The organism is Nocardioides sp. SRI_004, from assembly GCF_057586415.1.
The window spans coordinates 14,331-31,790 of record NZ_JBYCZV010000021.1 but is presented as its reverse complement, the minus strand read 5'-3'; the positions used below and the strand labels follow the sequence as shown (position 1 = coordinate 31,790).

General features: G+C 72.3%; 21 protein-coding genes. 12 read left to right on the top strand and 9 right to left on the bottom strand.

Translation table 11 applies throughout. From position 1 onward, the window contains the following. Positions 1–9: 9 nt before the first annotated feature. The 4 genes from AC2YHB_RS22690 to AC2YHB_RS22675 form a co-directional block, all read right to left on the bottom strand. A complete protein-coding gene (locus AC2YHB_RS22690; protein WP_179648897.1) occupies positions 10–600 on the bottom strand; it encodes a GNAT family N-acetyltransferase in 591 nt (196 codons plus the stop codon). A gap of 349 nt (positions 601–949) precedes the next feature. Then, a complete protein-coding gene (locus AC2YHB_RS22685) occupies positions 950–1,867 on the bottom strand; it encodes a carbohydrate kinase family protein (protein ID WP_036544189.1) in 918 nt (305 codons plus the stop codon). A 5-nt stretch (positions 1,868–1,872) separates the two neighbouring features. Beyond that, positions 1,873–2,538, bottom strand: coding sequence for a class II aldolase/adducin family protein (locus AC2YHB_RS22680; RefSeq protein ID WP_179648898.1), 666 nt, complete (start codon positions 2,536–2,538; stop codon positions 1,873–1,875). After that, complete coding sequence (locus AC2YHB_RS22675) at positions 2,535–3,209, bottom strand: TetR/AcrR family transcriptional regulator (RefSeq protein WP_179648899.1); 675 nt, start codon at positions 3,207–3,209, stop codon at positions 2,535–2,537. Before AC2YHB_RS22675 ends, AC2YHB_RS22680 begins: the two co-directional genes overlap by 4 nt. Positions 3,210–3,279: 70 nt before the next feature. Here AC2YHB_RS22675 and AC2YHB_RS22670 point away from each other — a divergent pair, with 70 nt between their 5' ends. Continuing rightward, positions 3,280–4,779, top strand: coding sequence for a flavin monoamine oxidase family protein (locus AC2YHB_RS22670; protein WP_179648900.1), 1,500 nt, complete (start codon positions 3,280–3,282; stop codon positions 4,777–4,779). Further along, a complete protein-coding gene (locus AC2YHB_RS22665) occupies positions 4,776–5,813 on the top strand; it encodes an SMP-30/gluconolactonase/LRE family protein (RefSeq protein WP_179648901.1) in 1,038 nt (345 codons plus the stop codon). Before AC2YHB_RS22670 ends, AC2YHB_RS22665 begins: the two co-directional genes overlap by 4 nt. Positions 5,814–5,939: 126 nt before the next feature. Here AC2YHB_RS22665 and AC2YHB_RS22660 read toward each other — a convergent pair whose 3' ends face one another. Next, positions 5,940–7,196 (bottom strand): MFS transporter, encoded by a 1,257-nt coding sequence (locus AC2YHB_RS22660; protein ID WP_179648902.1) that lies wholly within the window; start codon positions 7,194–7,196, stop codon positions 5,940–5,942. Between the two features lie 79 nt (positions 7,197–7,275). On the opposite strand from AC2YHB_RS22660, the gene AC2YHB_RS22655 reads away from it, so the two are divergent. The 6 genes from AC2YHB_RS22655 (at position 7,276) to AC2YHB_RS22630 (ending at position 10,453) form a co-directional block, all read left to right on the top strand. Beyond that, positions 7,276–7,788, top strand: coding sequence for a MarR family winged helix-turn-helix transcriptional regulator (locus AC2YHB_RS22655; protein ID WP_036543585.1), 513 nt, complete (start codon positions 7,276–7,278; stop codon positions 7,786–7,788). A 94-nt stretch (positions 7,789–7,882) separates the two neighbouring features. After that, complete coding sequence (locus AC2YHB_RS22650) at positions 7,883–8,203, top strand: WXG100 family type VII secretion target (RefSeq protein ID WP_036543584.1); 321 nt, start codon at positions 7,883–7,885, stop codon at positions 8,201–8,203. Beyond that, positions 8,203–8,508: a WXG100 family type VII secretion target gene (locus AC2YHB_RS22645; protein ID WP_036543582.1), complete on the top strand. Its 306-nt coding sequence runs from the start codon at positions 8,203–8,205 to the stop codon at positions 8,506–8,508. Before AC2YHB_RS22650 ends, AC2YHB_RS22645 begins: the two co-directional genes overlap by 1 nt. Beyond that, positions 8,505–9,848, top strand: coding sequence for a WXG100-like domain-containing protein (locus tag AC2YHB_RS22640; RefSeq protein ID WP_179648904.1), 1,344 nt, complete (start codon positions 8,505–8,507; stop codon positions 9,846–9,848). Before AC2YHB_RS22645 ends, AC2YHB_RS22640 begins: the two co-directional genes overlap by 4 nt. A gap of 2 nt (positions 9,849–9,850) precedes the next feature. Beyond that, complete coding sequence (locus AC2YHB_RS22635) at positions 9,851–10,162, top strand: hypothetical protein (RefSeq protein ID WP_179648905.1); 312 nt, start codon at positions 9,851–9,853, stop codon at positions 10,160–10,162. A gap of 6 nt (positions 10,163–10,168) precedes the next feature. Beyond that, positions 10,169–10,453 (top strand): hypothetical protein, encoded by a 285-nt coding sequence (locus tag AC2YHB_RS22630; protein WP_036543579.1) that lies wholly within the window; start codon positions 10,169–10,171, stop codon positions 10,451–10,453. 107 nt (positions 10,454–10,560) lie between these two features. On the opposite strand, the gene AC2YHB_RS22625 is transcribed toward AC2YHB_RS22630, so the two are convergent. Together AC2YHB_RS22625 and AC2YHB_RS22620 are read right to left on the bottom strand one after the other, a co-directional pair. Then, positions 10,561–10,842, bottom strand: coding sequence for a LuxR C-terminal-related transcriptional regulator (locus AC2YHB_RS22625; RefSeq protein ID WP_036543576.1), 282 nt, complete (start codon positions 10,840–10,842; stop codon positions 10,561–10,563). Between the two features lie 46 nt (positions 10,843–10,888). Then, complete coding sequence (locus AC2YHB_RS22620) at positions 10,889–11,278, bottom strand: hypothetical protein (protein ID WP_036543575.1); 390 nt, start codon at positions 11,276–11,278, stop codon at positions 10,889–10,891. A 283-nt stretch (positions 11,279–11,561) separates the two neighbouring features. Here AC2YHB_RS22620 and AC2YHB_RS22615 point away from each other — a divergent pair, with 283 nt between their 5' ends. The 3 genes from AC2YHB_RS22615 (at position 11,562) to AC2YHB_RS22605 (ending at position 13,114) form a co-directional block, all read left to right on the top strand. Beyond that, positions 11,562–11,972 carry a hypothetical protein gene (locus tag AC2YHB_RS22615; RefSeq protein WP_179648906.1) on the top strand — a complete coding sequence of 137 codons (411 nt, stop codon included), beginning with the start codon at positions 11,562–11,564 and terminating at the stop codon, positions 11,970–11,972. A 72-nt stretch (positions 11,973–12,044) separates the two neighbouring features. Then, on the top strand, positions 12,045–12,635 hold the full coding sequence (locus AC2YHB_RS22610) for an RNA polymerase sigma factor (RefSeq protein ID WP_218864681.1): 591 nt from the start codon (positions 12,045–12,047) through the stop codon (positions 12,633–12,635). Further along, the gene (locus tag AC2YHB_RS22605) at positions 12,632–13,114 is read left to right on the top strand and encodes a hypothetical protein (RefSeq protein ID WP_179648907.1); all 483 of its coding nucleotides are present in this window, start codon (positions 12,632–12,634) and stop codon (positions 13,112–13,114) included. The genes AC2YHB_RS22610 and AC2YHB_RS22605 overlap by 4 nt, the downstream gene beginning before the upstream one ends. Positions 13,115–13,377: 263 nt before the next feature. Here the strand turns inward: AC2YHB_RS22605 and AC2YHB_RS22600 are convergent, their stop codons facing one another. Both AC2YHB_RS22600 and AC2YHB_RS22595 read right to left on the bottom strand, forming a co-directional pair. Then, positions 13,378–14,814: a S8 family peptidase gene (locus AC2YHB_RS22600; protein WP_179648908.1), complete on the bottom strand. Its 1,437-nt coding sequence runs from the start codon at positions 14,812–14,814 to the stop codon at positions 13,378–13,380. Next, positions 14,763–15,761 carry a hypothetical protein gene (locus tag AC2YHB_RS22595; RefSeq protein ID WP_487354658.1) on the bottom strand — a complete coding sequence of 333 codons (999 nt, stop codon included), beginning with the start codon at positions 15,759–15,761 and terminating at the stop codon, positions 14,763–14,765. Before AC2YHB_RS22595 ends, AC2YHB_RS22600 begins: the two co-directional genes overlap by 52 nt. Before the next feature lie 159 nt (positions 15,762–15,920). Here AC2YHB_RS22595 and AC2YHB_RS22590 point away from each other — a divergent pair, with 159 nt between their 5' ends. Then, positions 15,921–17,429 (top strand): CHAT domain-containing protein, encoded by a 1,509-nt coding sequence (locus tag AC2YHB_RS22590; RefSeq protein WP_487354657.1) that lies wholly within the window; start codon positions 15,921–15,923, stop codon positions 17,427–17,429. Positions 17,430–17,460: the final 31 nt, after the last annotated feature.

Genomic DNA, 17,460 nt, shown 5'->3' with positions numbered 1-17,460 from the left:
GCGCCGGCCTCAGTCCGGCAGGTTGAACTCCACCTGCGCGAGCAGCGGGTCGCGCAGGCCGGTGGCGTCGTGCTCCCACCACACGTCGCGATAGACCACCCGCCCGGTCATCCACGGCTCGTGCCCCGGCAGAGCGACGACCTGGAAGGCCGGGCGGGGGATCCGCGGTGAGGGCGCCTCGATGCCGTACGACGACGCGGGCTGCCACCCGTGCCGGGCGTAGTAGCCGGGGTCGCCCTCGAGGACGACGACCGGTGCGCCGAGCCGCGCGGCCTCCTCGACCGCGGCCGCGAGCAGGGCCGCGCCGATGCCGGTGCGCTGGCGGTCCGGGGCGACGCTGAGCGGACTGAGCACCAGGATGTCGAGCAGCTCGGAGCGGGCGTCGAGCCAGCCGTGGCTGAGCCCGACGTGCCCCACGACCTCGTCGCCGTCGACGGCGACCAGCTGCGCCCGGTCGAGCCCGCGCGCCACGACGTCGGCCCACAGGTCGACGATCGCGCTGCCCTCGTCCCCGAACGCCGCCGCGATGACGGCAGCCGCCCCGCCTCGGTCCGCCTCGGTCAGGGGTCGCACGGCTGCGGTGCTGGTCGCTGCGCTCATGGGCCCAGCATGCCGGACCGTGGGAGTCGTCGCCCCCGCGTTGCGTCATGCGTTTCGGTCGTCGGGACGGCCGTTTCGTATGACGTCGACGGCGGGGCGACCTCGGCGCCTGTGTTGCGTCATGCGTTTCGGTCGTCGGGACGGCCGGTTCGTATGACGTCGACGGTGGGGCGACCTCGGCGCCTGTGTTGCGTCATGCGTTTCGGTCGTCGGGACGGCCGGTTCGTATGACGTCCCCGGTGGGGCGACCTCGGCGCCTGTGTTGCGTCATGCGTTCCGGTCGCTCGGGCGGCCGCTTCGTATGACGCAACCCCGACGCGAGCCCCCGGACCGCGCCGCAGGAGACAGCTCAGCGCGAAGCGGCGAGCTCCTGGACCGCCGCGAGGTCGTAGGACCCCGCATCCGTGCCGAGTCCCTGCGCGACCTGGGCCGCGGTCGCGCACCCGAGCCGGGCCGCCTCGGCCGGAGCCAGCCCGAGCGAGAGCCCCCGCAGGAAGCCGGCGGAGAAGGCGTCGCCGCAGCCGGTGGTGTCGACGACCTCGATCGGGAAGGCCGGCACCTCCACGACCCCCGAGGCCGTGGCGACGAGCGCGCCCTTCGCGCCCTGGGTGACCGCGACGCAGCCGACCCCGCGCTCGAGCAGGGCCTGCGCGCCCTCGGCGAGCGTGGCTGCGCCGGTGAAGCCCAGCACCTGCTCGTCGTTGGGCAGCAGGAAGTCGGTGTGGGGGAGGGCGTCTGCGATCCAGGCGAGCATGTCCGCGTCCCCCGGCGCGAGTACGTCGACCGAGGTGGTCACGCCCGCGGCGCGGGCCCTGCCGAGGAGCTGCCCGGCGGCCTCGCCGCCGAGGAACTCGGGGCCGCCGAGGTGGAGGTGGGTCACGCCGTCGAGCAGGTCCGCGGGCAGGTCGTCGAGCGTGAACGCGCCGTTGGCCCCGATGCAGTGCCACGCCGGGCGGTCGCCGTTCGGGCGCACGGGGAGCACGGACGCGGACGTCTGCGCCTCGGCCTTGCGCACCAGCCCGTCGACCTCGACGCCCTCGCGGGCGAGCAGTGCGAGCAGGGTGTCGCCGACGGGGTCGGTGCCGACGGCGCCGTACGACCGCACCTCGGCGCCGAGCCGCGCGAGCACCACCGCCGTGCCGCCGGCCGTCCCGGCGGGCGACATCCGGATGGTCTCGACGAGCTGGCCCTCCGAGCCGTCCGGGATCGACTCGATGCCGAGGACGTGCGTGTCGAGGACGTGCACGCCGACGGCGGCGACGGTCATGGTGGTCACTGGGGGTTCTCCTTGGTGGTGCCGTAGTCGCGCTCGATGGCGACCCGGATGACGTCGGCCTGCTGCTCGGCGGTGAGCACGCGCGGCGTGCCGAGCGCCGAGGCGCGGTGGTGGAGCTGGCAGAGCCACTCGAGCAGCACGGCGTTCTCGACCGCCTTCTCGAGGGTCGCGCCCACGGCGACCGAGCCGTGGTTGGCCATCAGCGCGGCGCTGCGGCCCTCGAGCGCGGTGCGGACCGAGGCGGCCAGTGCGTCCGTCCCGAAGGTCGCGTACGACGCCACGCGGACCTCGCCGCCCAGCGCGAGCTGCTGGTAGTGCAGCACCGGGAGCTCGTCGAGGACGCAGGCCACCGCGGTGGCGAAGGGCGCGTGCGTGTGGACGACCGCGGCGACGTGGGGGCTGTCGTCGTACACGCCGAGGTGGAGGGCGAGCTCGGAGGTGGGCGCCAGCCGGCCCTCGACGACGGCGCCGGAGCGCGAGACCACGGTGACGTCGTCGGTGGTGCAGGCGCCGAGCACGACGCCGGTGCCGGTCACGGCGACCAGGTCGCCCGCGCGGGCGCTGACGTTGCCGGCGGTGCCGACGAGGAGGCCGGCCTCGGCGAGCTGCCGGGCCGCCGCGGCGACACCGGCCCGGAGGTCCCCGGCCCGGGGGAGGCTCACCGGGCGGTGACCTTCTGGAGGTAGCCCGCGACCAGGTCGATGGCCTCGTCGATGAGGAACTCGTCGCCGTGCGGGTCGCGCTCGAAGGCCAGCTGGAAGGCGCGGTCGCCGAGCTCGACGGCGAGCTCGCCGATCGCGGTCAGCTCGGCGTCGGAGTAGCTGCCCTGGTCGATCAGGCCGAGGTCGGCGGCGTAGGCGAGCAGGTTCTCGGTGATGCGCTTGTTGTGGTGGCGGCCGTAGTCGTAGACCGCGGTGTTGGTGCGCCCCCGCATCCAGATCTGCATGAAGGCCGGGCGGCGGTGGTAGACCTTCACGAACGCCCGCATGGACGTCTCGACGAGGCCGGCCATCGTGAGCTCGCCGGCGGCGGCGAGGTCCTCGGCCACCTGCTCGTCCATCTCGGCCATGTCCCGCTCGCACAGGGCGAGGAGCACGGCCTCCTTGTCGGCGAAGTACTGGTAGAGCGAGGCCACCGGGAGGCCGGCGGTCTCCGCGATGGAGCGCGTGGTGAGTCCCTCGACGCCGTCGGCGACGACCAGCTGGGCGGCCGCGTCGAGGATCCGCTCGACCCGTTCGCGCGAGCGCGCCTGGGTGGGCAGCCGGCGACGGGTGGGCCCGACAGCACCCGGCACCGGGTCGGTCGTTGATCCCTCGACGCTGGCGGAAGTCATGGCCGCAGTGTAGCCTCCCAAACCAGAAACTGACACAGATTCACGTTTGTCGCCGGCGAAAGGTGTTCCCTTGCTCTCCTCCGACGCACTCGCCCTGGGTCGCCGCGGCCTGCTCGCCGGTGGCGCGGTCGCCCTCGGGGCCCTCGCCACGGACGCCCTCGAGGCCGAGGTCAACGCCGCCACCCTGAGCGGCTCGCTGCCCCGCAAGGTCGACGTCGTGGTCGTCGGTGGCGGCATCGCCGGCCTGGTGACCGCCGACCGGATCGCCCGCCGCGGCCGCTCGGTCCTCGTCGTCGAGGCCCGCGACCGGGTCGGCGGCCGGGTCCTCAACCACGGCCTGCGCACCGGCGGCACCATCGAGGCCGGCGGCGCCTTCATCGGCCCCACGCAGAACCACATCAAGGCGCTCGCCGACGAGCTCGGCATCGCCACCTTCAAGGAGTACGTCGACGGCAACAACGTCTACGTCTCGTCGAACCCGCTGGTGGGACGCCAGGAGTTCAAGGGCACCGTGCCGCCGGACCCGACGATCCTGCTCGACGCCGCGCTCGCGCTGACGCGGCTCGACGAGATGGCCGCCGAGGTGCCGGTCGACGCGCCCTGGGCCCACCCCAAGGCCGCCCAGTGGGACGCGATCACCCTCGGTCAGTGGCTCAGCAGCAACACCCTCAACAGCAAGGGCATCGACAACCTGATCAAGTCGTGGACCCAGCCCGGGTTCGGCGCCGACCCCGACCAGCTCTCGCTGCTCTACGTCCTGCACTACATCGCCTGCTCGGGCAACGAGACCCACGTCGGCACCTTCGAGCGCAACTCCGACACCGCCGGTGGCGCGCAGGAGAGCCGGTTCGTCGGGGGCTCCCAGCGGGTGCCGCTCGCCCTCGCGCGCAAGCTCGGCGACCGGGTCGCGCTGGCGGCCGCGGTCACGCGGATCGAGCACGTCGACGGCCGCGCCGTCGTGCACACCACGCGCGGGCGGGTCGCGGCCCGCCGGGTCGTGGTCGCCGCCCCGCCGAAGCAGGTGCTCGACATCGCCCTGCCCGGCATGCCGGCCGGGCGTCGTACCCTCCTGTCGAAGATGCAGATGGGTCGCCTGATGAAGTGCGACGCCGTCTACGAGAAGCCGTTCTGGCGCGAGGACGGGCTCAGCGGCTTCGGCCTCGCCGACTCCGGCGCGGTCCGGGTCGCCTTCGACAACGGCGTGCGCAACACCGGCCACGGCATCCTGCTGGCGTTCGTCGGCGGCTCGACGTGGCGGCAGTACGGCTCGCTCTCGCGCGCCGAGCGCCGTGCGGCCGTGCTGCAGGGCTTCGCGCGGATGTTCGGCGACAAGGCGCTCAAGCCCATCGAATACACCGAGCACGACTGGACCCACGAGCGCTGGACCCGCGGCGGCCCGGTCGCGATCTACCCGCCCCGCGTGATGGCGACCTACGGACACCACATCCACCGGCCCTACGGGCGCGTGCACTGGGCCGGCACCGAGACCTCGACCTACTGGACCGGCTACATGGACGGGGCCGTGCGCTCGGGCAAGCGTGCGGCCGTCGAGGTGCTGGAGAAGCTGTGATCCGTCGTACGACGCTGCTGGCCCTGCTCGCCGTGCTGGTCGCGGTCGGGCTGGTCCCCGCGCACGCCGCCGAGCGCGCGCCCGGCACCGCCCGGGTCTTCGCGAAGGTCCAGTCGCCCGGCTTCCCGGCGTACGTCCACGTCCACCCCAACGGACGCGTGTACGCCGGCACCTACACCAACCCGTCCGGTGACTCGATGCGCTCGCGGGTCTTCGAGTACACCGCGGGCGGCACGCTGCTGCGCTCCTGGACGGTCCCCGGCCAGGACCTCGCCAAGCCGCGCGGCGTCCAGGTCGCGGCCAACGACGCCCGCGGCCGGCTGGTCCTGCTGGAGAAGTCGCGGGCGCGGGTGCTGACCCTCGACGTGCGCACCGGCAGGTTCCAGGTGCAGGCGACGATCCCCGACCTCCCGGGTGGTGGGCACCCGATCCCCAACTACGCGACGTGGGGCCCGGGCGGGGCGCTCTTCGTCAGCGACTACGGCCAGGCCGTCATCTGGCGGATCCCGGCTGCCGGCGGCACGCCACGTGCGTGGTTCCGGTCGACCAAGCTGGAGGGCGTCGCCGGGTTCGGTACGACGGGCCTCGTCTACCAGCCCGCGACCCGGTCGTTCCTGGTCAGCCAGCAGACCAGCGGCGACCCGCTGGAGCTGTTCCGCGGCCACCTCTACCGGCTCGCCGTGCGCGCGGACGGAAGCCCGGGCGCGCTGTCGACGGTGTGGACCGCGGGCGGAGCGCTCGACCTGCCCGACGGCTTCGGTGTCGCCAGGTCCGGCAACATCTACCTCGCCCTGCTCGGCGCCAACAAGCTCGTCAAGCTCAGCCCCACCGGCAAGGTGCTCGCCCGGTGGTCCGCCACCGGGTCGGCGGTCCCCTTCGACAGCCCGTCGAACGCGACCTTCCTCGGCACCCGGGTGCTCGTCGCCAACCAGTCGGCGATCCTCGGCGAGGCCAGCCACCACGTGATCCTCGACGTGGAGGTCGGCGAGCGCGGCGCGCCGGTCGTCGTACCGAAGGGGTCCGTGCTGCGCTGACGGGCGGTGGGTGGGCTGCGATGTAACACGCTGTTCGGCCATCTGCCCGCCGCTCTTCAGGGCGATGGGGGCCGATTCACGGCGTGTCGCCCCTGACTTCCGCCGACCAGATCGACGAACAGCGTGTTACATCGACGCCGCCGGAGCCGCCCCAGCCGCCCCGGCCGCCCCAGCCGGATCGAGCTCCGGCCGGCGCCTCAGCCCGCGCACCGAGGGTGCTGCCAGCGCGGCCAGCGAGCTCACCCCCATCACGCCGGCGACCACGACCAGCCAGCGGTCGGTGCCCACGACGCCCGCGACGGGGCCGGTCAGCGCGAGCCCCAGCGGCCGGCAGACGAACGAGCCGACGAGGTCGAAGGCGTAGACCCGGGAGAGCTTGTCCTCGGCGACGTTCTCCTGGATGGCGAGGTCCCAGCTGACGCTGAACAGCTGCAGGCCGATGCCGTGCACGGCCGCGCCGGCGAGCACCAGCCAGAGCTGGTCGGCGAGCGCCATCGCCAGCGGGAACGCGGCGGTCAGCGACAGCAGGACCACGCCCGAGCGGAGCAGGTGGCGCGGGCGCCAGCGCAGCGCGACCAGCCCGCCGATCACGAAGCCCGCCATGAGTGCGGCCATCGCGCCGCCCCAGGCCTCCTCGCCCCAGGTGTCGCCGACGACGATCGGGCCGAGCACGCCCTGGGCGCCGCCGAAGCACAGGTGGTAGAGCAGCGCCTGCCCGATCAGCAGCCACAGCCAGGTGTGCCGCAGCACCTCGCGCGCGCCGTCGGCCAGCTCGGCCAGCAGCCGCTCGCCCCCGGCGGTCGTCGGGGCCGCGACCCGGATCATCGCGAAGCACCCCGCGGCGACGGCGTAGGTCAGCGCGTCGACCGCGATCGCCCAGCCCGGGCCCGCGGTCGCGACGACGATGCCCGCGAGCGCGAACCCGATCGCGTACGACGTCTGGCTGGCCAGGCTGCGCACGACCACCGCCCGCGGCAGCTGGGCCTCGGCCACGGTGAAGCGGGTCATCGAGTTGGACGCGGGCTGCGCGAGCGCCCCGAGGCAGCCGTTGACGACACCGATGAGGGCGAGGAAGAGGATCGAGCCGTGGTCGGTGACGAGCACCGTCGCGCAGATCGCCTGGCTGACGCAGGTGGCCGTGGCGGAGCCCTGCATCAGGAGCTGGCGGGGGAGCCGGTCGCCGAGTACGCCGCCGTACAGGGTCGTGACGACGTCGGCCAGGGCGAAGGCGGCGATCACGAGGCCGAGCTGGCTCGCCGACCCGCCGAGGTCGAGGACCGCGAACGCCAGCGCCACCGGGGTCATCGCCGAGCCGAGGCCACTGACCGCGATGCCGGACACGAGCCACCGGAAGTCGGGGGAGGTGAGCGGGGAGGCGGGCATGCCGACCAAGATAGTTCGCTGGCTAAGTATTCGACAACTAAGTATTCGCTGGCGAAGCGGTCGCCACTACCCTGACGCCATGCCCGAGGACTGGACCGACCGCCACGTCGCGCGGTGGCGGGACCACTGGCTCGACATCGCCTTCGACGACCAGGTCGAGGCGGCCTTCGTGCGGATCGGCCGGATCGACCGCTACCTGCGCCACGCCAAGCAGCACGCGGTCGCCGAGGTCGGCCTGACCGACTTCGAGTACGACACCCTCCACGTGCTGATGATCCGCGACACCCCGGGCTCGGCCTCGCCGACCGAGCTGGCCGCGGAGCTCGCCGTCTCCGGAGCCGGCATGACCGGCCGGCTGGACGGCCTCGAGAAGGCCGGCTGGATCCGGCGGATCCCGTCGGTCGACGACCGGCGCCGGGTGATCGTCGAGGTCACCAAGGCCGGCATCGAGATCTGGCGCCGCGCGATGGACATCCGCGGCGAGGCGGAGAACGACCTCGCCGACGCCCTCACCGAGCGGGAGCTCGCGACGCTCAACCGGCTGCTGAAGAAGGTCACCGTGCGCACCGAGGAGCGCGGCGCGGGCAGTTGATCTGCGCGGTGCCGGGTCGGCGCGTTTTCGGTCGGCGAGTCCGGGCAAGAGGGGAGTCCCCAGCCCACACCGACATGAGCCCTCGGGAGGACTCGTGAACCTCGGACTCGTCCATGCCGCCCTCGACCGGGGCAAGGAGGACATCGTCACCGCCGCGACCGAGCTGCGGGCCACCCGCGACCGCATCGACCGGAGGGTCCACGACCTGCTCGGGAAGGGATGGACCGGGGACGCCGCCGAGTCCTTCCTCCCGATCTGGGCGGACTGGCTGGCCGGAGCCACCGACGCGGAGGAAGGGCTGGTCGCGATGCGTGAGCTCATCGACGCCTTCCACCGCGACATCCGCCAGGAGGACGCCGAGAGCCAGGCCAACCTCGACCAGATCTCCGCCCACATCATCGAGCGGCTCGGCTGATGGAGAAGTCCGACCGGTACTCCCTCGACTCCGACGAGCTCGACGAGCTGGTCCGCGAGCTGACGACCTGCCACGCGAAGATCGACCGCAGCATCACCGACTTCCGCCGCCAGATGCGGATCCTGGAGTCGGAGTGGGAGGGTCTCTCCGCCGAGGCGCAGAAGCTCGCGCGCGCCGAGCTCGACAAGGGACTCGACGCGATGGCGCTGGCCCTCTCGGACCTGATCGCCGAGAACAACGACGCGCACGGCCTCTACGTCGCCGCCTGGCAGGCCAATGTCGACATGTGGCGGGCCGTCCAGTGACGCGCGTCGACGTCGGCGGCACGGGCTACGACGACGCCACCGAGGCGCTGATCTCCGTCAACCAGCGCGCGGCCATCCACTACGAGACGCTCACCTCCGACCTCGCGGGACACGGCGGGATGGCCGGCGACGACTCGACCTCGCACGACTTCGCCGTCGAGTACGACCCCGGTGCCCAGGGAGCGGTCGACGCGCTGCGCGACTTCGTGGACGCCGCCGGCAACCTCGGCGTCCTCACCGCCCTGTCGATCGAGAACCACCGCAAGGCCGACAACGGAGCCGTCTACGGCGCCCCGCCCCTCGTGTACGACGGCAGCCAGTCGCTCAGCGGAGCGGGCGAGATCGACGTACCGTCCTTCTCGGTGCCGTCCGCCGAGGGCGGCGACGCCGGCGGCGCACCGGAGTTCTGGGACCTCGTGGTGGACCACCTCGAGGGCTTCGTGTGGCCCAACGCCGACACCGGCAGGCTGCGCCAGGCGGCGAACACCTGGCGCACCGCACAGCGCTCGGTCGCCCTGCTCCCGGGCACCTGCGACAGCGCCATCGGGCTGCTGGAGGCGCAGAAATCGCCGGAGATCCCGCTGGCGGTCAACGCCGTCACCGAGCTGAAGGACGCCGCCGTCGACCTCGCCGAGGCGTTCGGCGAGCTGGCCTCGGCCTGCGACGGCTACGCCGACGTCGTCGACCAGCAGCGTGAGGTCATCAAGGGGATCCTCAAGGAGCTGGCGATCGAGCTCGGGATCACCGCCACCATCGGGGTCATCACCAGCTTCTTCACCTTCGGGGGCGGCGGCGCGGTGGCCGCCGGCGTCGCGACGGCCCGGGCCATCAAGTTCGCGAAGCGGATCATCAAGGCCATCGACGACATCCGTGACCTCGCGAAGGCAAGGGCCCTGCTCGCGCTCGGCCGGGTCGGCACGAAGGTGAAGGGCCTGGGACCCGTCCTGCGGCGGCTGGCGACCAAGTCCCGCAACTCCTTCAAGGGCTTCAAGGGCCCCAAGAAGCCCCCGAACGCCAAGGAGATCGCCGACATCGGCAAGAAGGTGAGCCGCCAGAAGCAGGCCCGCCACGTGAAGGACACCCCCGAGTGGGTCAAGCGCGGCAAGGGTGGCTACTTCAACAGCGAGAAGGACGCGCAGGACGTCCTCGACGCGCTGCACTCCGGGAAGGCCAAGATCGTCGGGTACGACAAGCACGGCCACCCGATCGTGCGCCACAACGACGTCACGGGGTACAACAACAACCCGCTGGCCGGCTACCACGACCAGCCGACCCACGTCTTCATCATCAAGGGCACGAAGCCGCCGAGCGTCGTACCGACCAGTCCCACCAAGGGGTGAGCATGAGCCAGCACCTGGATCTCGAGAACACTGTCGTCCTGGCCGCCGTGCAGGCACTGATCGGCGCGGTGACGCCGTCGATGGCGGCGATCTCCGTGGAGGTCGACGCCGAGGCCGAGACGGCGGTCCTCCACGTCGCCCTGCAGTACGCCGACAACACGATCGCCTCGTTGCTCGAGGAGGTCGCCGACGACATCAACCAGTACTCCGACGACGCGGTCGCCGTGTCCGTCACCACCTGGGTGGGCGAGGACTGGTCCGCCGACTGGCCCGGCCGGCACCACCGCATGGTCTTCGCGGCCTTCAGCAGGTAGGCGGACGTGGACACCTTCGAGGAGTACACCGGCGACCGCGCCGCCGCCCGGCAGATGCGGGAGGGCCTCACGGTCCTCGCCGGCCGGTACGCCGGCACCCCGCTCGGCGACCAGATCTCCGACACCCTGGCCGGCCGCACCTCGATGCGGGAGCTGGCCGACGACCCGGAGTTCGCCACCCTGGCCCTGCAGGGGGCGAGGGAGTACCTCGACGCCTGGCGGGAGCTGAGCCCCGAGCAGCGGGCCGAGATCAACCGGCAGGCGCGGGAGATCGACGCAGCGGACGACTGAGGCGGCCGGACGCGACAAGGGGTGGCCCGCCCCGGAAACGGACCACCCCTTGCGGTGTGCGTCATCAGGCCCCCCACTGGCCCGAGAACGCGGGAAGTGCCGCGGTCTCAGTGCGCCGCGTCCCGGGAGCGGGCTCCCGTGGCCCCGGCAGGGGCCTGGCGCAGGGTGAGGACCGCGAGCACACGCCGGCTGAGGTACGGCGAGGGCTCCAGCCCGAGCTTGTCGAAGATCCGCGTGCTGATCTCCTCGGTGGCCAGCGGCGAGAGGCCGAGCTGGCGCCCGATCGCGGCGTCGGACTGGCCGTGGGCGATGAGCTGGAGCACCTGGCGCTCCTGGATCCCCAGCCGGTCCAGCCGGCTGGTGGCGGCGACGTACGTGAGCTCGAGCATGGCGTCGTACCCCTTCTCGTCGGTTCCCGTCGGTCCGTGCTGCCGGTCAGACCGGCAGCACGGGGCCGCGGAGGTGCAACCGACGGGCCCGCGCGAGGGAGGGAGCGGGGCGCGGGCCCGTCAGTGTCAGGAGGTCCACCGCTGCCGCGGCCGCGTGGGCGGCGTCGGCGCGCTGGAGGATCGCGAGGATCGCGGACTGGGTGCGGCGCAGGCGCGTGTAGGCGTCCTGGAACTGGTCCTCGCCGTCCTGCACGTCGAGCTGGGCCTCGCACATGTGCTGCCAGCGGGCGCGGAGTGCGGCGACCAGGCCGTGCGGGCCGCTGAAGTACTGGTTCCACTCCTCCCGCCAGGGGAGGGCGCCGCTCATGTCGACCGCGGCGGCGGCCTCGACCTCGCGGATGATGCGGGTGCGTTCGTGGGTCTCGTTCCAGGTCATGACGATGTTCCTTCCGGGAGCTGCGCGGCGGGGAGTTCGCCGCTTCGGCTTGACGGAGGGAGGAGCGCTCGGGATCGGGTCCTGATACACGGGGACCCAGGAAAATTCCGGTGCTGGCGTACGCCGCCGGGCTCGGGGCAGGATCGGCGCCATGACCGATGCCGGCCCGCCGCCCTATCCCGCCCCGCCGTCGCACGACTTCGGTCCGCCGGCGCCCTTCGGCTCACCGGGGCCCGGATCGCCGGGTTCGTCCGGCTTCCCGGGCTCTCCGAGGCGCCGGTCGATGGTGTTGCGCCACATCGTCGGTCCTCTGGTCGCGCTCGTGGCCACGCCGATCGGGCTGGCCCTCGTGGACTACGGAGCCGAGAAGTACCTCCGCAACGTCTACGCCTTCGCCGACTCCGGCTGGTCCGCGGAGCTGTTGTGGCTGTTCGGCGGCGGGATCTTCCTGACCGTCGCGGCCCTGTCCGCCCGACTGTCCGGGCTCGGCCCGGTGCTCGCCGCGATCGTGTGGGGGCTCGCCCCGTTCCTGTGGTTCGTGTCCGACGCGGGCAGCTTCTACGACTTCTCCCAGGACCTGCCCTCGACCCACTTCTGGTTCGGCTACGCGCCGGTCGAGTTCCCGCTCCTCGGCGCCCTGCTGCTGGGCGCCGGGATCGCGGGGCGGTGGCGCGGGCGCGTCGTACCTGGCTGAGTACCTGGCTGAGGCGGATTCGACGTATCAGCGGTACTGGCTCGCGGGTCCTCGATGCGGGACGATGCAACCGTGCCAGAGCCGCTGTCCACGCTCGTCCCCGCAGCGCGGGAAGGAGACCAGCATGCGTGGGACGCGATCGTCGATCGTTTCCTGCCCCTGGTGGGCGCGATCGTTCGCGGCCACCGGCTCTCGGAGGTGGATGGGGACGACGTCAGCCAGACGGTGTGGCTGCGACTGGTGGAACACCTCGGTGACCTGCGGGAGCCGGACGCCCTGCCGGGCTGGATCCGTACGACGACCCGCAACGAGTGCCTGCGCCTGCTCGCCGCGCGGGGCCGGGTCCGCCCGGTCGACCCGCAGGAGGACGGTGCGGCCGGCGGCCTGGACGCCGTCGAGGACGACGTGGCCGGCGACGACCTGCTCGCCGCCGAGCGCCGCCAGCTGCTGCGCGACGCGCTCGACGAGCTCCCGGCGGGCCGTCGCGACCTGCTCCTCCTGCTGCTCGAGGACCCGCCGGTCGGCTACGAGGAGATCAGCCGCCGGCTCGGGATCCCGATCGGCAGCATCGGACCGACCCGCGCCCGGGCGCTCGACCAGCTGCGTCGTACCCGGTCCCTGCGGGGCCTGGGACCTGATCTCGTGGGAGGGGAGAGGTCATGAGTGAGTGGGACGACCTGAGCAAGCTCGACGACGACGCGCTGATGGCGCTGCTCGACGAGGCGGTCAAGGAGGCGGACGCCGTCCCGGACCGCCGCCGTGAGGCCGCCCGCGCCGCCTTCACCTGGCGCTCGGTGGACGACGAGCTCGCGGAGCTGCTGCACGACTCCGCACTGGACGCCGGTGCGGCCGTGCGCTCCTCTGCCGGTGCCCCACGCTCGCTGGCCTTCGGCCGCAGCGGGCTGACCCTCGAGGTCGAGGTCGACGGCGACCAGGTGCTCGGCGAGGTGATCGCCTCCGGCGTCGCCATGGAGGCCGAGGGACTCACGTCGGTGACCCTGCAGCGCCCGGAGGCCCCCGATGTCACCACCACCGTCGACGGAGCCGGCTTCTTCCGGTTCGCCGGGGTGGGGACCGGTGCGGCGCGGTTCGTGGTCGAGCGGGGTGGGTGGTCGCTCACCACGCCCTGGGTCACCCTCTGACCGCTCGGGATCTCGTTCGGCGCCTCGTGGGGCGGCTCGTTCGTGGATGGCCGGGTTTGCGTCATACGAAGCGCGCGCTGGGGCGGCCGTTTCGTATGACGTCCCGGGCTGGCCAGGTGGGTGCCGGCGGGGACGTCATACGAATCGAGCCTTCGAGCGACCGTTTCGTATGACGTCCCGCCGCGGCCTGCCTCAACGGTGGTCGAGGGGGTTGCGCAGCAACCGTCACGAGACCCCCGGGCCCGTGCGCCGGGCGCCACCACTCAGGTCAGCGGACCGACGATCTGGATGTCCTCACCGATCCGGGCGTCGTACTCGGTGATCGCGGTCTGCCGTACGACGTCCCACGCCGCTCGCGCGGTGAGGCCGTTGTCGCGCATCTCGGCGGCGATCAGCCCGGTGACGATCGGGGTCGAGAAGGACGTACCGCTCCACTGGGCGAGCCCGTCGAACTGCCGGACCTGCCCGGCGTTGGGCGGCTCGTGGCAGGTGTAGGTCCCCTTGGGGAAGGCATTCACCAGGTTGCGGCCACGGGCGTAGATCGATACCCAGTCCTTGCCGAAGTTGGAGAAGTCGGAGACCTTCTTGTCGGGGTCGACGGAGCCGACGGAGACCACCCAGTCGAAGGCGGCCGGCCAGAACGGCTTGTTGCTCGAGTCGTTGCCGGCCGCTGCGACGATCAGGACGTCCTCGCGCTCCGCAAGCTTGTTCTCGGTGCCGAGCACCTCGAACGCCACTGAAGTGAAGTCGTCCCGTGTGTGGGTGCCGGCAGAGATGCTGATGATCTGGGGATGGTCGTCGTCGTTGATCGCCTGGTGGAGCTGCTCGACGATCTCAAGCTCGAACACGGCGCCACCCTTCGTGAGCACGCCCTCGACCTCGACGCGGGTGTCTGGGGCGAGGCAGCTGATGACCCCGGCCACGAACGTGCCGTGGCCGGCGTACGGGTGGATGTTGTCGAAGTCGACTACCTCGACATCGTCGAGATCGGCGAGGACGTCGCCCTTCTCCAACCAAGGAGACTCCGGGCTGTCCAGCGCCTCGACCCACAAACCGGTGTCGACAACCGAAACACGAACTCGGTCCTTGTCGGCAACGTCTGTCCGAGAGCGTTTCGGCGGCGGCCACGGCGTAGCCCGGCGGGAGCGAGGTGTCTCGGGCTCGGTCGCGGGGCAGAGCTGTCCGCGCGGCGTCACGTAGACCACGTGGTCCGGCGTTGCGGAGCCGCGCTCCAGAACCTTGGATTCCTCCAGCTCGGCCAGCGTGGCGAGTACGTCGTCCCGTTGGTCGACTCGTGCCGGCAGAGCGGCCAGGACCAGACCGGGTACGCGGGTCTCGCGGCCTTCCAGGCGTCCGGTGAATCGTTCACGATTCTCATCCGCGCTGAAGTACTTCTCGAGCTTTCCGAAGTCTCTCCGTCGAACGAGTGCGTGCCCCGTCCGGTAGAGGTAGTGGACGTCGGCGTCGTCGGTCGGGGGTTCGATGCCCTCCACGGGACCGCCGGACACTGGTAAGCCGGCCTCTTCGAAGGCTCGGCGGACGATGCCGACCTGAATGCGCAATCTTTCCGCTGCGTCCTTGGAATCCGGCCGTGGTCCCCCTTCGCCGGGCCGAATTCCACCCGGGCGGGGAAACCGCCACTTCCGGATCAGGTCGCGCAGGATGCCGATGGGGAATGCGGGACGCGCAGGTTCTTCCATGACCGCTCCTCAGCGTGGAAACGGACGGCACGTGGCCGGCCGGCGGCGCTAACGTAGTGCTGCTCGGCCGGTCGCGTAAAGGAGCAGATCCTGTGGAGGAGCTGTTGGCGCTGGCGCTCGAGAATCCGGATGAAGCGGTGCTGCAGGCGGAGCAGGTTCTTGCCACGAGGGCGGACCCGTGGGCGCGGTCCTTTGCCAACCAGTGCCTCGGAATCGTCTACCGGGACAGGGGATTGACCGAGGAATCGGTGCGGAGACTCCGGGATGCGCTGTCGGACGCGGCCGCTGCCCACTCGCCAGACCGGCGACGGGATGTCCGCGCGACCTACGCCGGCGCGCTCGCATATGCCGGTCGGACCGCGGCCGCGCTCCACCAGTTCGCGAGGGCGTTGGACGGCGCGAACGGTGAGCTGGAAGCAACGATCCGGATGAGGAAGGCAGGCGTGCTGGCGCTCATCGGCCGCCACGCCGACGCGGTCCCCGAGCTGGTCCGCGCACTTGAAGTTTTGCCCGCGACGTCGAGCGTCGAATGGCAGGCCAGGACCCGGATCTGGCTCGGTTACCTGCAACTCTGCCTGGGTCATCTCGACGTTGCGGAACGGGAGGTGCTGCGCGCCAAGGAGATGCTCCGAGGTTCGGAAGCCAGCATGCTCAGGCTGACGGCAATCGAGAACCTCGCCGAGATCGCCGTCGCAGGGGGAAACCTGGCGCGGGGCCTCCAACTCTTCGGGGACGCGTTGGCCGAGTACGCGCAGGTGGGCGCAGTTCCTCGATTCGTGGTCGTCGACCTCCTGGCGGCGACCTACCTGTCCGCGGGGCTCGTTGCGGACGCAGCGGACCTGCTCGACAAGTTCGTCGGTACGCCGCTGCCGGTCGTTGAGCAGGCCGAGCTCCACCTCCGGCAGTCCAGCACTCTCCTGGCTGCTGGAGACCTCAGTCGAGCTCACGACATCGCAATCCGCTCGGCCGAGATGTTCCAGAAGCAGGGGCGTACTTGGTTCGAGCGAAGGGCACGACTCGTCGCGGCGGCTTCCGGGCACGATGACCCAGACCAGGTCATCTCCTTGGCTCGGGCGCTCGATGCAGAATCGGCGCGCGAGGCGCCGATGGCCCTGACGCTGGCCGGCCGCCTGTCCCGCCCGCAGGATCGCCTCGCGCTCTGGACCCGTGCGGCGTCGTACCGCACCCACCCCAACGCCCTCGTCCGAGCCGCCGCCTGGCACGCCCAGTCCCTCGCCCACGAGGAGCAGCACCACCGCGGCGGCGTCCTCCGCGCGGCCGCCGCGGGCCTCGACGCGATCGACGAGCACCGCCGCCTGATCGGGTCCTCCGAGCTCCGCGCCCTCGCCACCACCCACGGCCGCGACCTGACCACGATCGCCCTGCGCCATGCCGCCACCGACCCGCGCACGCTGCTGAGGTGGAGCGAGCGCACCCGCGCGACCGCCCTCGCCCAGCCGCCGGCGACCTCCGACGCGGCGACGATCCCCGCCTCCCTCGCCGCGCTCCGCGACAACGGCCGGCGGCTGGCGGAGGCGCGGGCCGAGGGGGAGCCGACGGACGCGCTCGAGCGCGAGCGGCTGCGGCTGGAGCGGGCGGTCCGCTCCGAGAGCCACACGCTGTCCGCGACGACCGCCGAGCAGCAGAAGCCCCCGACCGTCGAGGAGATCGTTGCCGCGGTCGGTGACGGGTGCCTCGTGGAGCTCGTCGACGTGGACGGGACCGTGCACGTGCTGGTCACCCACGCCGGCCGTGTACGACGAAAGGTGGCCGGCTCCACCGAGGAGATCGCCGCGCTGCTCGGCCCCACGCAGATGCTGCTGCGCCGGGCGTCCCGCGGCCGGGCGACCGACATGAGCGCGCTGGGCGGGCAGTTGCAGGAGGCGATCCTCGGCGACGCGGTGCGCCTCATCGCCGACGGACCGGTCGTGCTCGCCCCGACGGCGCGGCTCCACGGCCTGGCCTGGCCGTTGCTCCCGGTGCTCGGGGACCGGCCGTTCAGCGTCGTACCGTCGGCCGGGCAGTGGCTGCGCGCCCGCGCCACCCCCCGCCCGGCCGCCACGAGACGCCGGACGGTCCTCGTCAGCGGCCCCGGTCTCGCCACCGGCGGCGCCGAGGTGCCGCTGCTCGCTGCCAGCCACCCCGACGCGACGCTGCTGGCCGGCAGGGACGCGGCGCTCGAGCGGGTGCTGGACCAGCTCGACGGCGCCGACCTCGTCCACCTCGCCGCCCACGGCAACTTCCGCGCCGACAGCCCGCTGTTCTCCGCGCTCGACCTCGCGGACGGGCCGCTGACGGTGCACGACCTGGAGCGGGTGCGCCGGGCGCCGTACCGGGTCGTCCTGTCGGCCTGCGAGTCCGGGGTCCTCGCGCCGGTGGGGGCGGAGGAGCTGCTGGGCCTCGCCGCCGCCCTCTTCTCGCTCGGCACCGCCGGCCTGGTCAGCAGCGTCGCCGAGGTCAACGACACCGCCACCGCCGACCTGATGGTCGAGCTGCACGCATCCCTCGCGAGCGGTGCCGACCCCGCGACCGCGCTCCACCGGGTGCGCCGGCAGGCGGCCGACGACCCGGTCGCCGCCGGCACCGCCGCCGCCTTCCTCGCCCTCGGCGTCTGAGGCCCCTGTGCGGTAGTCCCTGACGAAAAGC

Excerpts from the sequence above, each read along its gene's own strand:
- AC2YHB_RS22645 (WP_036543582.1), top strand. The coding sequence starts at position 8,203 with ATGGAGAAGTCCGACCGGTACTCCCTCGACTCCGACGAGCTCGACGAG.
- AC2YHB_RS22635 (WP_179648905.1), top strand. The coding sequence starts at position 9,851 with ATGAGCCAGCACCTGGATCTCGAGAACACTGTCGTCCTGGCCGCCGTG.
- AC2YHB_RS22655 (WP_036543585.1), top strand. The coding sequence starts at position 7,276 with ATGCCCGAGGACTGGACCGACCGCCACGTCGCGCGGTGGCGGGACCAC.
- AC2YHB_RS22690 (WP_179648897.1), bottom strand. The coding sequence starts at position 600 with ATGAGCGCAGCGACCAGCACCGCAGCCGTGCGACCCCTGACCGAGGCG.
- AC2YHB_RS22620 (WP_036543575.1), bottom strand. The coding sequence starts at position 11,278 with ATGACCTGGAACGAGACCCACGAACGCACCCGCATCATCCGCGAGGTC.
- AC2YHB_RS22605 (WP_179648907.1), top strand. The coding sequence starts at position 12,632 with ATGAGTGAGTGGGACGACCTGAGCAAGCTCGACGACGACGCGCTGATG.
- AC2YHB_RS22590 (WP_487354657.1), top strand. The coding sequence starts at position 15,921 with ATGGCCCTGACGCTGGCCGGCCGCCTGTCCCGCCCGCAGGATCGCCTC.
- AC2YHB_RS22600 (WP_179648908.1), bottom strand. The coding sequence starts at position 14,814 with ATGGAAGAACCTGCGCGTCCCGCATTCCCCATCGGCATCCTGCGCGAC.
- AC2YHB_RS22625 (WP_036543576.1), bottom strand. The coding sequence starts at position 10,842 with ATGCTCGAGCTCACGTACGTCGCCGCCACCAGCCGGCTGGACCGGCTG.
- AC2YHB_RS22660 (WP_179648902.1), bottom strand. The coding sequence starts at position 7,196 with ATGCCCGCCTCCCCGCTCACCTCCCCCGACTTCCGGTGGCTCGTGTCC.
- AC2YHB_RS22685 (WP_036544189.1), bottom strand. The coding sequence starts at position 1,867 with ATGACCGTCGCCGCCGTCGGCGTGCACGTCCTCGACACGCACGTCCTC.
- AC2YHB_RS22675 (WP_179648899.1), bottom strand. The coding sequence starts at position 3,209 with ATGACTTCCGCCAGCGTCGAGGGATCAACGACCGACCCGGTGCCGGGT.
- AC2YHB_RS22615 (WP_179648906.1), top strand. The coding sequence starts at position 11,562 with ATGGTGTTGCGCCACATCGTCGGTCCTCTGGTCGCGCTCGTGGCCACG.